Genomic DNA, 16,118 nt, shown 5'->3' with positions numbered 1-16,118 from the left:
CTTAAAAAGTAGTTAGTTATAGGACTCGCTGCAGTATGGTGGAATTAACGTTAGGGAAGCTTAATGAGTAACAGTAATGCATATAAGCACCTTATACATGGTAAAATTCGTAATGGATAGTGTTATTGTTGAGGAGTTCAGTGGTGGTGTGGAGAAGTCTAAGGTTTACTCAATGGTTAATGGAAAGCTTATTGAATTATCATTCAATAGAATGGTTAATACAGGTTTAATTGAGTTTAAAATAGCAACAATAACCCCGGTTAATGAGGAGGAGTTCTCAATAATAGCCCCAGCGGTTGGTTCATTAGGCTTCTACGCTGATTACGTTAAGGATTCTAAAATGGCTGTGTTAATACCATCAGTTACACTTAAGGGTATTAAGAGTATTAATGACTTAAAAATCCTATTGAATGCGTTAAGTGAACTTATAGAGGAAATGTCATACATGACTAACACCCCCATTTCAAACATAGAAATTGCACTAATGCTTAGTAATAATGATTGGTTAGTTAGTGGTAATAATAATGAAGCCTACAAGGTCATTAGGATTGGTGACGTGGCCTCAGTAATATCAATAAACCTAAGCAGTGGATTAACCGCCGGCTCGGCTAACGTGAGTATTAGTGTAATTGGTAAGATAAGGAATAGTGAATGCATTGTAAAGGGTATTTCTGAACTCGGCCTAAATAATATAGAGAATTACGGCTACATGATACTGGCCAGTGGGTCAATAAGAACCCTTGGTTTATTAACAATACTAACCGATAAACTTGAGAATTCAGTGACTAGGGTGATTAATGAGTGCAGCCACCTTTAGGTAACGTAATAATGGTAATAGTAATGATGGAGGCCTTCCTAATAATGGTGCTGGGTTACATGATGTATGATGTTAAGGCTAGGTTAACTAAAGGAATACTGAGGGTGATTAATGATAGTATCGAATTGGATTCATTACCCATTAATGATAGTAGGCCAAGGCTCAACACTGATGAGGTTAAGGTGCTTAAGTACCTTATGAGTAGGGGTAAGCCGGTTATTCAATCCATTATAGGTAAGGAACTAAACATACCTAAGTCCACGCTCTTCAGGATAATTAAGAGGTTAAGTGAATTAGGGTTAGTTAACGTTGAGAAGAGGGGTAAGTATAATTACGTCTACATTCAGCGAACCCAAGACGTCTTAAGCATACTTAAGTCGATTAACGAGGATTCACCCCAAAACTAATAAAGGCTTCTACCCCTGGCGTAACCAAGCATATCCCTAATATACCTATACAGTAGTGGATCCACCTCACCTTTCTCACCCATTCTAAGTAATGCCATAATGAACCACCTCTTAACCTCATCACTAACCTTAGATAACTTATCAGCAACGTAAAGCGGTATTGGGTAATTCTCCCTACTCATCATTAATGACACAGCCCCCAGTACGCTTGGATTCTTAAGCACATTCTCACTGGCCTCAACGTAAACCGGGGGGCTACCACCATTAACCTGCATGTAGAATCCCACCACCCCACTTCTCACATTAACCGGCACCGTGATTAAAACAGACCCCGACTCCTTCTCCCTGAATCTTTCAAATAAGGTGAAGAATAATGCCACTTCATTAATCTGATTCCTAACACCCATTAACCTACTGGAGACGCGGTTAACGCGAACCTCCTTGGTGAAGGATAATACGTAATGCCCGGTGCTTAATGCGCTATTAATTAATGCATTTAACTTACTTGACTCCTCATCACTGACCACTAATGGTCCATCCATTAAAACTAACTCATGGTCCTTCAGTAAGTCAGCTGCTGAGTTAAACTCCTCAAGCTTAGCAGCCTCCTCAAGGGACTCCAAGTTATCAACCATCCTCACAATGAATCTACTTCTCACACTACTTGGAAGCACAACAGTTGCCACGTTTATTAAACCAATAATCACTCCAAGGTACTTTACCGGTATGAAACCTGAATCCACTGCTGCAGTGTTGTAATCATTACTTGAATTATCCTTAATCTCAATTATAATGTCCCTAATGTTTAAGCCATCAAGCTCAGTGCTTATTTGAGCTAACTCAACCTCACTTAGCTTATATATGCCTCCTATTAATGATTCAAGGGTATACAATCCTACTCACCTCCTCTATTAGGCTTCTTAACTTATCCTTATCCATTAGTATTCCTGAATTAACAATACCTAGGGTTTCAAGAATCATTAGCACCTCCTCATCCAAGCCTGAGGCATCACCACTCTTAAGCATCCTAACTAAGCCCATTAATGTCTTAGATAAGCCAAGGCTACTCCTCTCAGCAAGTATCCTTCTACTAATCCTATTAACAGCATCATCAGTAAGCGTACTCCTCCAGAGGGCTGTAACATCCTTAATTAATACCTCAGCCATCGGCCCCATGTACACTTTAGGCACGTAACCAGTAATAACAATATTATTATCAATAATCTTAACGCAGTCTGTACTGCAGCATTTAATTGACTTGAGGGTTACATTACCGTAAACCACCCCTCCACCCCAATTGCAGTTAGTAACATTAATAATAATGGGTGCCTTAATGTCTCGGCATTGTTTAAGGCATATTGCTACATCAACGTAACCACTATAGTTGTCTACACATTTAATAAGCCTACATAACCTGCTTCCAGGATCATTACCCACAGCCACTATTAATGGAGATTCATGAGACATAACGCTTCTCCACCAGTTTAGCCCTCCATAAAGTCTCAAGGTAATTAATAACCTCCCTGGACTCCATGCCTAGTTCCCTAGCCATGATTACTTCATCAAGGCCGACGTTAGGGCCCATTGAGGCAATGTACCTCAGTACACTTAAAGGTACGTTAAGCTTACTGGCTAATTCATTAAGCCTACTGGTCACCATACCGTTAACGTTAACTAACTCATCAATGCTTGCCTTAAGTTCACTCAAGTTAACTGAATCCAAGTTCGGCATTTTCAAGTCCTGGTTAACCAACCCCTTATGCCTAAGCCAGTTAACTGAATTATATAACTCAGCAGCCTTAGCCTTAACCCTGCTAATAACGTCTATTAACCTCCCCCTAGCCTCCTTAACCCTACTCTCATACTCACTTAACACGGTCTCTAAATCATCCAACGCATCCTTACTCAATAATTCAATTATTGAATCAGTAATATTATCCTCAGGCGGTATCTCATCGCCATTACCAATTAATTGAGACGCCTTAGATAATATAAGTGCTATTACCGCGTGTTCATGAGCGTAATGCAGTATTGATGCTGAAAGCTCCAGCTCCCTCCTAAGTCTATTAATCTCCTTAGATACGTTTTCGTTTAAGGACTTTAAAGCCTCATATGCCTTATCAATGCTTAAGCCATTTAGGTTACCCACAGCTCTCATTACTGTTTCCTGGAGTTCCTTAACCTTACTTCTCACAACATCCTTAATCGCATCATCAACATTAACCTCAGGGTTACTCAGGGAGTTGATTAGGGTGTTCAGGTTACTTATGGTGTTCTTCATCTCATTAATTAACTTCCCCTCATTCTCCTTAACCTCATTCACCTTATCTTGAAGAGTAATTAGGCTTAAGTTAATTTTAGCCAGTTTCTTCAACTCATCTTCAGTGGGGTTACTTATTACCGTTGTGAGTAACCTACACTCCTCCTCAAGTTCCTTAACCTCTCCTTGAAGTGCACTGAAGCCTGTCTGTAAAGTGAGGTTAATATTACCAATACTTATTGGGACACTGCCATTAAGCAGTTTAGCTAATTCCCTCACCCTGAGGCATGCGTCGTTAACGGCCTCGTTGAATCCACCATTAATGGTCACTACGTACTTCCCATTACGTTCAAAAAGCAGTCCCCTTAGCCTCATTAAGTCTATTAAATCGTGTTCCTTGAAGTCCCTCCATAATTGAATGGGGAAAAGCCCCCTTATAACGTACTCAAGCTCCTTCTCATCAATCGGCCTCTTAAGGCTACTTAGGTAATTCACCAAGGTTGCTTCAACCCTAGATATGCATGGCTTATCCCCGCACTTAAAGGCTGAGGGTGTTAATTGATCAATAGTACCATCAACCCAACTCTTAACAACACTCCTAATGGCATCCCTCTTACCCTCCCTCCTCCTAGGTAGGCCCAGTGTGTATTGAAGGAGTTGATTCCTCAATGAATCCCTGAAGGCACTGATCCTCTCAATGAACCTAGTGGCGCTTTGAACCTGACTGGCGTACTCACTGGGTATCTTACTGAACTTGGATAATACGTAGAGACCTATTAGGATTCCCCTCAATTCCTCCACGTTATCTGAGCCGTAGTTAATTAACAGGATTCTTTGAGATGCATCATAAACTCCACACCACTTCACGTTTAGGTTACCTTGAAGTTGACTTGTCAGTAACTGGTCATTAACAATGAGCCCTATTAAACCATCAACATGCTTAACCTGCCCATTAACCCTAACACCACAGTTAGCTGCAACACCTAATGCACCCTCAGGGCTTGTGAGCACTACGTAGGCTAGTCTAGCGTCTAGGGCATTGTCGGCGATGACTATTCTTAAACCATCCTGGGTTTTAATAGGCTCACTCTTAGTGATCATGCTTATTATCCTACTGGCTACGTCAATGGGCTTAGCTGTGGCTACTTGCCTTATGAAGCTACTTAACTCATCAAGACTACTGGTCTCTGGATTAGTTAAGCCAAGTAGCTTATCGTGAATACTCTTCTTAAGTACGTAGGCTTCATGACTTATGAAACCCTTAACATCAGCCTCAGCTGGAAGTATAACCACTAACTTAACCCCCTTATCCATTGGTACTGTGTAGTATGAGCCGTACTCTATGGATAGGTTTCTCAAGTCATCAGCAGCTATTGGTGGTTTACCGTAAATCATCCTCAAGTTATTAATAACATGTAATTCACTGGCATTCTCTGGGTTAATCTCAATAACCTTAACCTTCTCAACAAGCCCAGTTAACTCAACACTGGGATTAGCCTTAACAGGTATGCCGGATAAGGCTACGTGCATTAAATCATCACCATAGGTCTTTAACTCATTAAGTAGACTGAGGTTAATGTACTTGCCTAGTTCTGAGGTTAGGAAGCGTATCATGAGGTTTACGGTTAATTGACCATCATCCTCAGTAATCATTTCAAGTAACTTGGAGGTTAGTTTAATCAGATTCCTGGGTGAAGCCTGCCCATTCTCCATTCTCCTGGCTATTAGGTATATTAATGATAATGATTCCCTATTAAAGGGGTGAAGGGGGTTAAGTTTACCATCATTAATAGCCTTAAGTCTCTCCGGCTTTGAGTATGATAGGAGCCTATTCTCAATGATAGCCTCGTAAAGCCAGTAGGGTACCCTATCATCAATGGTAATCTCCTTGAAGACCCTTCCCCTGGCAATATCGAACACGTCCGGTACATTATTCTTCAGTATACTGTAATATAATTGGGGGGTGAAGGCTGCTATTATCATTACTCTACTTAAGTCACTTGGCTTAAGGTTAAGTAGTGAGGCGTAGTTCCTTGGTTCTAAAATAGCCCTAATTAATCCAGTAACCTGCATTATGGAGTTCTTAACCTCACCACTCACTCCACCTGACATTGAGACTGCCCTAGTTAACTCATCAGCCTCATCAAACATTAGGATCAATGGTTTACTGGGATCCCTACTCATGAATCTGTTAATTAAGTAATCCTTAATGTTCATGCTTAGGCTGAGGGCGGTCCTAACCACATCCACGTTAAGACCCTTAAGCCTCTCCTCAACATCATCAAGTAGATCCGACTTACCGAAACCATACGGACCCACCACAACCAACAGCATGTTATCACTACCCCTTAGAAAAACCTCCACAGCCTTCATAATCTCGCTAATCTCCTTCTCAAGCCCCATGGTGACGTAACGCCTAACCACCGGTGGGAGCCCACTTGGGTTAAGCGGCCTATCCACGAAGCCTAATGCTTCATAAGGATTCCCCATCTTAAGGTAGAGTTAAGGCTCCCCTAAATTAAGGGAACAGTTAAATTAATGAATTACGTATTAAGTCTCCTTAACCATTAATCTTCAAGTAATTCGCCAACAATGGGTCAACAATCCTATACCTACCCCACCCAGTCTTCTCAACAAGCCCCTTTGCGATTAATTCATTTAAAACCCTGTTAGGCTTCATAACGTTTGCCTTATTCAACCTAATACCCATGGCTAATGCCTTAAGGAGCCTAAGTTGATTATGGTTAAGGCTACTTAACTCGGATTCTATAATGAGTTTGACTGTTGGGTCATTTAGTATAAACCACTTATCGCAGCCTCCCTCAACCATTCTTAAACCAGCCAGGTTAAGCCAAGCTGGGAAACCACCCGTTAACTCATAAGCCTTCTCTAAGACTTCACCTACACAATACACCCCATTCTCCATAAGCCCCTCCCTTAGGAATGATATACTGGTGTCCTTATTAAAGGGCTTTAATTCAATAACCCTAAAGAAGGCGAAGAAGGGTTGATCACTCCTACTCAGTAACTCCCTCATAATACCCACCTCAGACCCAGCGATCACATACTCAACCATGCTGTGGGATTGCCAAATCCTCCTCATGACCCTTAATACATCAGGGTACGGTTGCTTAAGGAACCTAACCTGCTGGAATTCATCAAGCGCAATCACCATGTTCTTACCCAACTCCTCAGCAATCTTCTGGGGCATTTGAAGGAATTCATCCAATGCCTTAATCATGTTAACCTTATAATCAATCACATCAGTGTAAAGCCTAACGTAGAAGTCCAGTCCATTAAACCTAACCCCAGCCTCCCTCACAGCGCCGAGTAATGCATGTAATGCATCTCTAATGTTAATTAAGTCTACCTTCAATTTAAGTCTAATCGATTTCCTAACGGTCTCCGTAAGAATACTACTAACGTAAAGGTCGAGAAACTGCCTAATGCTTCTAACCCCCTCTAAAGACACCTTAACGGTTACTGTATCTTCATTATCCATTAATTTAAGAGCAACATTAATTAATGACGACTTCCCCATTCTCCTATAACCTATAACTGCAATTGGTTGCCTAACCTTAAATGAATTAATAAGTACCTTAAGTTCCTCCTCCCTATCATAGAATTCCGATGGGTCAAGAATCTCCCTACCGAATATGAATTTCATACCGGTACCGGTAACTTGCCGGTACCGGGTTAAATACCTTACCAGTATTACGATTTATTAATTAAATGAGAACCAATGATGCTGGGTTTAAAGGGTAATGATGTTGTACAATAAGCCTTATAAATGCCTTAATTCCTCAGCGTATTAATGAACATTAGTGAGTTGCCGTATTATGTCAAGTGGTTTATTTTAGGAATCGTGATTGGTGTGGTTGCTGGTTTATCGGCATTAGCCTTCTACTTCACTTTAAAGTTCATGGAGTACTTATTCATGGTTAGGTTAATTGCTTTTAAACCACCTCTACCCATAGGGGAGGGTGGTTCATTAAACTACGTACTTCATGCAGGTAGGCTTTGGTTAATACCGGTGTCCACTGCCTTAGGTGGGTTACTTTCAGGTTTAATAGTGTATACCTGGGCTCCTGAGGCTGAGGGTCATGGGACTGATGCGGCGATTAATGCCTTTCATAGGCTTCAAGGCAGGATTAGAAGGAGAATACCGCCTATTAAACTCATAGCCTCAGCCATAACGATTGGGTCAGGGGGAAGTGCCGGTAGGGAGGGGCCCACGGCTCAATTAAGCGCTGGTATTGGGTCGTTTATAGCCGATTTATTAGGCTTATCTGCTGAGGATAGGAGGATTGCTGTTGCTGTTGGTATTGGTGCTGGTATTGGTTCAATATTTAAGGCACCCATGGGTGGAGCAATATTAGCGGCTGAGGTGCTTTATAAGAGGGATATGGAGACTGAGGTCTTATTCCCGGCCCTAGTGGCCTCAGTGGTGGGTTACTCAATATTTAGCTCCATTGTTGGCTTCACCCCAATATTCGGGTACTACACCGGTGTCTTCAATCCATTAAGGTTACCATTATACGCCGTTCTCGGTATAGTGGATGGATTAGTAGCGGTACTTTACGTGAAGACCTTCTACTTCATTCACGACTCCTTCAAGAGGTGGAGGATTAGCAACTACGTGAAACCTGTAATTGGTGGCCTTGCCACTGGTTTAATAGGCCTACTGGTGCCTGAAATATTAGGCACTGGTTATGGTTGGGTTAACTTAGCTGAGTTCAATAATGTTAATGCATTTGCGTCACCAGTACTAATACCACCGCTTATGATTCTAATACTGCTACCATTCCTCAAGATTATTGCAACATCATTCACAGTAGGTTCAGGTGGTAGTGGTGGTGTCTTTGCGCCAGGCATAGTGATAGGGGCTTTCACTGGTTTTGATGCTTGGCTTCTTTTCCACTACCTGACACCAGGCTTAACCCCTAATCCTGCGCCATTTGTAATAGTGAGTATGCTTGCGCTCTTCGGGGCTTCTGCTAAAGCCCCCTTGGCGGTAATGTTCATGGTTATTGAAATGACGGGTAGTTATCAATTATTGCCTGCAGCCATGATAGCCGTGGCAATAGCCTACATAGTATCAGGTGACTATACGATATATAGGGCCCAAGTCCCAACTAGGAGGGATTCCCCAGCCCATGCTAATGAATACAAGGTACCACTCATCATGGAGCTTAAGGTTAAGGATTGTAGAATAATTAAGGGACCTGTGGTGAGTCCAAGTGATGATGCTGGTAAAGCCTTAAACACAATGCTTAGACTCAGGTACACGGCGTTGCCTGTTGTTGATGATGGGAGGTTCATAGGCTTGATCAGTATCTATAACATGAATGGTGGCAGGGGGAAGGTTAGTGACTACATTATTAGGGATACCCAGTACGTGACCCCTGAGTCCACGCTTTACGATGCATTAACAGTTATGAGTAAACTGGGCACCACCTGGGTACCAGTGGTGAGTAACGGTGAGTTCCTGGGGATACTAACCATGGAGAACATGAATAAGGCTTACACCGAGAGATTAAGAAGCCTAATGCCCAATAAGCAACCATATCATTAATGGATACGGTTTTAATTCATTAAGTGGTGTGTTTAATAAGGGGGAATAGTGCCTAAGCCTGTGCCCGTTAAGAAGACCCTTAATGCGCTTGACTTAGTGGCCATAGCGGTTGAGCTTAACGCCACGTTGAGTGGTGGGAGGTTGATTAGGGTTTATAGGCTTGGTGACTCGCATTACTTTAAGATTAGGGCATCTGATGTAGCCTACCTTATCGCTAACCCAAGGAGGATTAGTCGAACCTGGAGGATACCTCAAGGCTTATCCCCCAGTCCCCTTAGGAGGTTTATTGAGGACTGCGTGATAAATAGGTTTGAGGCTAACTTAGATAGGGTGATGAGTATTGACTTAAACTGCGGTAGACTCACCATTGAATTAATACCACCCTTCAACATGGTGTTCACTGTTGATGGTAAGGTTAAGTGGCTTCTACACGAGTACAGGGGTAAGGATAGGGAGGTTAAGGTTGGATCAACCTACATTGAACCCCCGAGGAGGTTCCTGGATCCAAGGTTCTTCGATAATCTACTTAAGCTCATTGAGGATTCAGGCTTAAGTGATGAAGCCTTAGCTAAGGGTCTTGGGTTAGGTACTGATTGGGCCAGGGAGGTTTGCACCAGGTCTGGGTGCAGTGACCCGGTTCTAGTATGGGGAAGTATTAGGGGTATTCTTGAGGTTCTTCACTTAGGTAGGCTTAAGCCAGTCATATATGCTTCACCATCATACGTATCCCCCATACCCCTTAGCTCAATTAAGGGTGAGTTCAAGGAGGTTGAGAGCTTCAATAAGGCTGTTGACGATTACTTCACCTCAATTGAGGTTGAGAGGGTTGCTGAGGAGAGGGTTAAGGGTATTGAGGATGAGATTGCTAGGCTTGAGTCATCCATTAAGGAACTTGAGGACACCGTGGGTGGTTACTTAAGGGAGGCTGAGAACCTTAGGAGGAGGGGTGAGTTAATCATGGGTAGGCTCTATGAGTTTAGTGAGCTTCATGAGGCGCTGCTGCGCGCCTACATGGCTGATAAGGATTCCTTCAAGGCTAAGGTTAAGGGTATTGAGTATGGTGGCATTAAGGTGATTGATTATGATCCATTGAGGAAGACAGTGAAGGTTACGGTGAATAATAATGAGGTTGAGTTAACATTGGGGGAGAGTCCTGGGGAGACGGCGGCCAAGTACTTTGAGGAGGCTAAGAGACTGGAGAAGAAGGCTAAGGCGGCTGAGGCTAAGTTAACGGAATTAAGGGGTAAGGTGAATGAATTAAGGAGTAGGGTTAATGAAGCCACTGAGGAGACTAGGGCGGCAGTTAGATTCGTGGCCAGTAGGGAGTGGTTTGAGAGGTTTAGGTGGTTCATAACCAGTGGTGGTTCACCGGTCCTAGCTGGTAAGGATGCTGGGCAGAATGAGGCCATTGTTAAGAGGTACATGAATCCATGGGACCTCTTTCTTCACGCTGATGTTCAAGGAGGCCCAGTGACGGTGATTAAGGTTACTAGGGGCCAGGAGGTTAAGCAACAGGACTTAATTGAGGCTGCTCAATACGCCGCAGCCTACTCCAAGGCTTGGAAGCTTGGGGCTAATTCAATAGACGTCTACTACGTTAAGGGTGAGCAGGTTAGTAAGAAGGCGCCCAGTGGCGAGTACTTGTCTAAGGGTGGATTCATGATATATGGACAGAGGGGGTGGGTTAGGGGTGTTGAGTTAATTATTAGTGTGGGTTTAAGGATTGACGGTGACGTGATTAGGCTAGTATCAGCACCACCAACAGCCATGGGTTCACTGGCGAATTACTACATTACCCTTAAGCCAGGTAACAGTGAGAGGAGTGAGGTTGCTGGTAGGATTAGGGAATTATTCATTAAGAGGTATCCTGAGGCTAGGCAAATACCTGTGGATCATATTATTGAGCATGTGCCAGGGCCATCAGTGGTAATTGAGTCTAATGAAGGTAACCCAATCACCTGGGATACTGTTAAGGGGATTTTCAATAAGGTTGCTGGTTAAGTTGATTTAAAGGGCCTAACTAATAGATCCCTATTCAACTCAACTCCAAAGCCAGGTTTCCTACTAAGCCTAACCTTACCGTTCTGGGGAATAGGCTCATCCCTCAGTAGTGGGTGGAATTGAGGAACAATCTTAGTGGCGTCCGGGGATACTACTAAGTACTCTGCGAATGGGCTGTTAACCCTAGTGATTATGAAGTGGTAACCGTACACGCTTGAGCCATGTGGAATAACCCACGCCCCATAGGCCTCAGCCAATGCAGCAATCTTAATCATAGGTGTTACTCCACCAACCCACGTTACGTCTGGTTGAATTACATTAACCTTACCAAGTTCAAGAAGCAGCCTAAACCCATGCACAGTGGACTCATGCTCCCCACTGGCCACTAGGGTTGGTGGGGCAATGTTGGCTAATGCCCCGAAGGACCAGTAGTCATCTGGAATGAATGGCTCCTCAATCCAGAATAAGCCATAGGGCTTAAGTTCACTTAAAAGCCTTTGAGCATAGGGTAGGTCTAGGCTCATCCAGCAATCATACATTAGTAGGAAGTCATCACCAACCTTCTCCCTAGCCTCCTTGAAAATCCTCACGTTCTCCCTCAACCCCTCAATACCATCAGCCGGCCCATGAATTAAAGGTAGTTTACCACCTATGAAGCCGAGGCTCTTAGCCACATCAGGCCTTGGACCAGTGGCGTAGAAGGTTAACTCATCCCTAACAGGTCCACCAAGCAGGTCATACACGGGTAAGCCCCTAACCTTCCCCATTAGGTCCCATAGGGCTAAATCAACAGCTGAAATAGCGTTCATAACAATCCCCCTCCTCCCATAGTATATTGTAGCCTTAAACATTTGATCCCAAGTCTTCTCAACCTCACCAACGTACTTACCCACCACGAACCTTGATAAGTGGTTCTCAATTATCCAGGCCGCTGGGTAACCACCAGTGCTTATACCGAACCCTACTTCACCATCACTTGACTCAACCTCAACAACCACTGAACCCAGTACGTTAAGTCCCCAGGAAGCCCTACTAGCCCTGTACTCCGGGTATATTGAAATGGGGGTTGCTATGTAGCCCAGTATCCAGTGTTCACTGGATTGATCATGGTAATCAGCGCCACCACCCTTAACCACGTACGCCCTAACCTCCTTAATCCTCTTAGGCTCAATTGATGCATCAACATCATTCACGTTACTCACCTGGGGTTAACATTATTTTAACGTACTTCGTCTCAGTCCCCGCTAACTCAGTGAATGTTTCCTGGCCCTTCTCAAGAGGCCTAATGTCAACCCAACCCTCCCTTGGGTCAAGTAAACCAGACTCAATTATATTCACGGCCCTGCGGAAGTCCTCATCAGTGTAGGAGAAGGATCCCTTAATCTCTATTTCACCCCTAACAATCAGGTTCCCTGGTATTGAAGTCTCATTATCGTGTAAACCAACGAACACAACCCTACCACCCCTACGTACAGTGTTAATGGCTAGTCTCCTGGTGTCTGTTGACCCAACGGCATCAATAACGGCATCAAAGCCCTCGGGGTAAAGCTCCCTAATAGTCTTCAAGGCCTCCTCCCCAGTGGTGCTAAGTGTCTTTGAGGCACCCCACCTCCTAGCCCACTCAAGCCTATTAGCGTTAATATCAATTGCAGTAATATCCTTAATACCGCCTATGTTAAGTAGCTTAATCGCCAGTGAACCCACTGGGCCAGCGCCAATAACCAGTACTGAATCACCCAGGCTGACTCCAGATAACCTAACGGCCCTTAATGATGTGGCTAATGGTTCGGCTAAGGCACCCTTAACTGGGTCACTTACAGGGTATAGGTTATCCACAGGTACTGCGACGTATTCAGCGTAAGCTCCAGGGTAATCAATGCCTATTATCTTCCTCATTACGCACAGGTTCTTTAACCCGCTCCTACAATACCTACAGTGACCGCATCCAATTATTGGGTTGACGGTGAAGAGCCTACCAATGTATTCCTTAGGAACCCCTGGTCCAGCCTCCTCAACAATACCGGTGAATTCATGACCCATTATTAACGGTGGCCTACGAAGTTCATTCTTACCTAGGAATCCACCTATGTCTGAGCCGCATACACCAGTGTACTTAACCCTCATAACGACCCAGCCAGGTTGAGGAATTGGCTTAGGAACATCCTTAATCTCCATCCTACCTACTGCGGTCCAAACAAGAGCCCTCATTGCTTAATCAACTACACCTGGGATTTAAACGTACCAGCGAACCCGTTTACAACTAATACGTGGCGGCAGGGGGAAGTAGGCTTAAATTAATCCTAAACCCGTTAAGCGGATTCGTTAAATAGGGTCCTAGATTTAATAAGTATGGTTCACGGTTTAAGAATCATAGACGCTAGGGTTGAATTCACGGTTAATCCCCTTGGTATTGATGAGAGTAAGCCCAGGTTCTCCTGGATTCTTGAGCATGAGGAAAGGGGGCAGTATCAATCAGCCTATAGGGTAATAGTGAGTAGTAGCCTTGAGAACGCTGTTAAGGGTATTGGTGATGTGTGGGATAGCGGTAAGGTTAATTCAAGGGATCAAGTCATCAAATATAATGGACCACCCTTAAGTAGCTTCACTAAGTATTACTGGAGGGTTAAGGCATGGGATTCAAATGGCGTTGAGGGGGATTGGAGTGATGTTCAATGGTTTGAGACAGCGGTACTTAAGCCTGAGGAGTGGAGTGGTAAATGGATTGGTGGAGGTCAGTTACTGAGGAGGAGCTTTAGGGTGGAGGGTAGTGTGATTGAGGCCAAGGCCTATGTAACTGGTTTAGGTTACTATGAGCTTAGGATAAATGGTGAAAGGGTGGGGGATAGGGTCCTTGACCCACCTTGGAGTGAGTACGATAAGACAGTCTACTACAGTGTCTATGATGTAACCAACCTAGTTAAGAGTGGGGAAAACGTCATTGGCTTAATACTAGGTAGGGGGAGGTATGGGCCTGTTTCACCTAACCGGGCCCAAATACCTGGCCTCAAGTACTATGATGAACCTAAGGCAAGCGCCATGATTAGGATCAGGCTGAGTGATGGATCAGTCATCACCATTAACACTGATGAATCCTGGAAATGCCTAGTTAAAGGCCCCATACTCTACGACGACATATATAACGGGTACAGGTATGACGCTAGGCTGGAGCCCTACGGCTGGGATAAGGCCGGCTTCGATGACTCAAACTGGGTACAATGCAGTGTAGTTAAGCCACCTGGTGGTAGGCTTAGGTCCACTGCCGCAGTACCTGGAACCAAGGTTAAGGGAACATTGAAGCCTAGGGAGTATTATAATCCAAGACCTGGAGTCTATGTTTTTGACTTTGGGCAAAACATAACCGGTTGGGTTAGGCTTAGGGTTAGGGGGAGTAGTGGTGTTGAGGTTAAGGTTAGGCATAGTGAGGTCATTAATTCCGATGGATCACTTAACGTTGAGAATATTCGCGGCGCCGAGGCCACGGATACATACATATTAAGCGGCAGGGATGTTGAGGTTCTTGAACCCAGGTTCACTTACCACGGCTTCAGGTACGCTGAGGTGACTGGTTACCCAGGTGTACCGTCTATTGATGATGTTGAGGCCGTTATTGTTCAAACGGACTTTGAGTCAACTGGATCAATAGCTACGTCAAGTAAAATAATTAATGATATCCACAGGATCACTTGGTGGAGCCTAAGGGCTAACCTACTTAATGGTATTCAGACGGATTGCCCGCAAAGGGATGAACGCATGGGTTGGCTTGGGGATGCTTGGTTATCCTCAGACTCAGCCGTGTTTAACTTCAACATGGTTAAGTACTATGAGAAGTTCATTCGTGATATTATTGATTCACAGAGGGATGATGGCTCAATACCGGATACTGTACCACCTTACTGGAATACGTACCCAGCTGACCCAGCTTGGGGAACAGCCTTAATTTACATTCCATGGCTACTCTACGTGCATTACGGTGACGTGGAAATTCTTGAGGAGGCTTATGAAGCTATGAAGAAGTGGTGGAGTTTCCTCAACTCAAGGGTTAAGGATAATGTACTCTACTTCAGTAAGTATGGTGAATGGGTACCACCAGGTAGGGTCTTCTCAGCTGAATACTGCCCACCTGAAATATTATCAACATGGATACTTTATAGGGATACGTTAACCCTGGCCCAAATAGCCAAGGTGCTTGGCCGTGGTGAAGACGCCAGCTTCTTCACTAAGAGGGCTGAGGAAATTAGGGATGCCTTCAATAGAGTTTTCCTAACGGAACGCGGCTACTACTCAAAGTACACTGCCCCTGATGGTTCAGTTAGAATGCTTGGTGGTTCACAAACATGCAATGCCCTACCCCTCTACCTCGACATGGTACCCGGCAATAGGGTTAACGACATAGTTAAAGCCCTAGCGCATAATATTGAGGCTGATTGGGATAGGCACTTAGTGGTGGGTATATTTGGGGCGAAGTACGTACCCGAGGTCCTGGTTAAGTACGGTTACGTTGATTTAGCCTACAGGGCTGTGACGCAGGAATCGTACCCAGGCTGGGGGTACATGATTAAGGAGGGTGCAACCACACTGTGGGAGAGGTGGGAGAAGCTCACTGGGGCTGGTATGAATTCCCATAATCACCACATGTTTGGGAGCATTGACGCATGGTTCTACAGGGATTTAGCCGGGTTAATGACCCTGGAGCCGGGTTTCTCAAGAATAATGATTAAGCCAAACATACCCAGTGAGTTGAGGTATTGCTCAGCATCATTATACACTGTTAGGGGGCTTACCTCAGTTGAGTGGAGTAGGGTTAATGATGAACTGGTGGTTACGGTTACTGTACCCGTTAATTCAACCGCAGAGGTTCACTTACCTAAACTGGGTGAATCAACGGTAGTGAGGGAGGGTGATAAAGTGCTTTGGAGTGGGGGTAAGGTGGTTGAAGTTAGCCCTGGGGTATTATCGGTTAAGGATGCTGGGGACCGTATAGTGGTTGAGGTTGGTTCAGGGAGATTCATATTCACCATTAAGACAATTAACTAAACTATCCTTACCATGACTTAAAGC

At 44.2% G+C, this 16,118-nt stretch carries 11 protein-coding genes; 5 read left to right on the top strand and 6 right to left on the bottom strand.

Annotation, left to right across the window (positions count from 1 at the left end; all coding sequences use genetic code 11):
* The first annotated feature begins 112 nt into the window (after nucleotides 1–112).
* Both CMAQ_RS00940 and CMAQ_RS00935 read left to right on the top strand, forming a co-directional pair.
* A complete protein-coding gene (locus tag CMAQ_RS00940) occupies nucleotides 113–817 on the top strand; it encodes a hypothetical protein (RefSeq protein ID WP_156769801.1) in 705 nt (234 codons plus the stop codon).
* The gene (locus tag CMAQ_RS00935) at nucleotides 802–1,224 is read left to right on the top strand and encodes a helix-turn-helix transcriptional regulator (protein WP_012185250.1); all 423 of its coding nucleotides are present in this window, start codon (nucleotides 802–804) and stop codon (nucleotides 1,222–1,224) included. Before CMAQ_RS00940 ends, CMAQ_RS00935 begins: the two co-directional genes overlap by 16 nt.
* Here CMAQ_RS00935 and CMAQ_RS00930 read toward each other — a convergent pair.
* The 4 genes from CMAQ_RS00930 to CMAQ_RS00915 all read right to left on the bottom strand — a co-directional run bounded on the left by CMAQ_RS00930 (nucleotide 1,221) and on the right by CMAQ_RS00915 (nucleotide 7,151).
* The gene (locus CMAQ_RS00930) at nucleotides 1,221–2,117 is read right to left on the bottom strand and encodes a DNA double-strand break repair nuclease NurA (protein ID WP_012185249.1); all 897 of its coding nucleotides are present in this window, start codon (nucleotides 2,115–2,117) and stop codon (nucleotides 1,221–1,223) included. The genes CMAQ_RS00935 and CMAQ_RS00930 overlap by 4 nt on opposite strands.
* Nucleotides 2,104–2,691: a hypothetical protein gene (locus CMAQ_RS00925; RefSeq protein WP_012185248.1), complete on the bottom strand. Its 588-nt coding sequence runs from the start codon at nucleotides 2,689–2,691 to the stop codon at nucleotides 2,104–2,106. Before CMAQ_RS00925 ends, CMAQ_RS00930 begins: the two co-directional genes overlap by 14 nt.
* The gene (locus tag CMAQ_RS00920; RefSeq protein WP_012185247.1) at nucleotides 2,681–5,974 is read right to left on the bottom strand and encodes a coiled-coil domain-containing protein; all 3,294 of its coding nucleotides are present in this window, start codon (nucleotides 5,972–5,974) and stop codon (nucleotides 2,681–2,683) included. The genes CMAQ_RS00925 and CMAQ_RS00920 overlap by 11 nt, the downstream gene beginning before the upstream one ends.
* 70 nt (nucleotides 5,975–6,044) lie before the next feature.
* Nucleotides 6,045–7,151, bottom strand: a complete 1,107-nt coding sequence (locus CMAQ_RS00915; RefSeq protein WP_012185246.1) for an AAA family ATPase — start codon at nucleotides 7,149–7,151, stop codon at nucleotides 6,045–6,047.
* Between the two features lie 147 nt (nucleotides 7,152–7,298).
* Between CMAQ_RS00915 and CMAQ_RS00910 the strand changes: the two genes are divergently transcribed.
* A complete protein-coding gene (locus tag CMAQ_RS00910) occupies nucleotides 7,299–9,059 on the top strand; it encodes a chloride channel protein (protein WP_012185245.1) in 1,761 nt (586 codons plus the stop codon).
* A 48-nt stretch (nucleotides 9,060–9,107) separates the two neighbouring features.
* Complete coding sequence (gene rqcH, locus CMAQ_RS00905; protein ID WP_012185244.1) at nucleotides 9,108–11,060, top strand: ribosome rescue protein RqcH; 1,953 nt, start codon at nucleotides 9,108–9,110, stop codon at nucleotides 11,058–11,060.
* Here rqcH and rhmD read toward each other — a convergent pair.
* The gene (gene rhmD / locus CMAQ_RS00900; protein ID WP_012185243.1) at nucleotides 11,057–12,253 is read right to left on the bottom strand and encodes an L-rhamnonate dehydratase; all 1,197 of its coding nucleotides are present in this window, start codon (nucleotides 12,251–12,253) and stop codon (nucleotides 11,057–11,059) included. The genes rqcH and rhmD overlap by 4 nt on opposite strands.
* 1 nt (nucleotide 12,254) lies before the next feature.
* Nucleotides 12,255–13,268 (bottom strand): galactitol-1-phosphate 5-dehydrogenase, encoded by a 1,014-nt coding sequence (locus CMAQ_RS00895; protein ID WP_012185242.1) that lies wholly within the window; start codon nucleotides 13,266–13,268, stop codon nucleotides 12,255–12,257.
* 141 nt (nucleotides 13,269–13,409) lie between these two features.
* Between CMAQ_RS00895 and CMAQ_RS00890 the strand changes: the two genes are divergently transcribed.
* Complete coding sequence (locus CMAQ_RS00890; protein ID WP_012185241.1) at nucleotides 13,410–16,094, top strand: alpha-L-rhamnosidase; 2,685 nt, start codon at nucleotides 13,410–13,412, stop codon at nucleotides 16,092–16,094.
* Nucleotides 16,095–16,118: the final 24 nt, after the last annotated feature.

Origin of the sequence: Caldivirga maquilingensis IC-167, from assembly GCF_000018305.1 — an archaeon.
Taxonomy (GTDB): domain Archaea; phylum Thermoproteota; class Thermoprotei; order Thermoproteales; family Thermocladiaceae; genus Caldivirga; species Caldivirga maquilingensis.
This window is presented reverse-complemented; position numbering and strand designations above follow the sequence as displayed.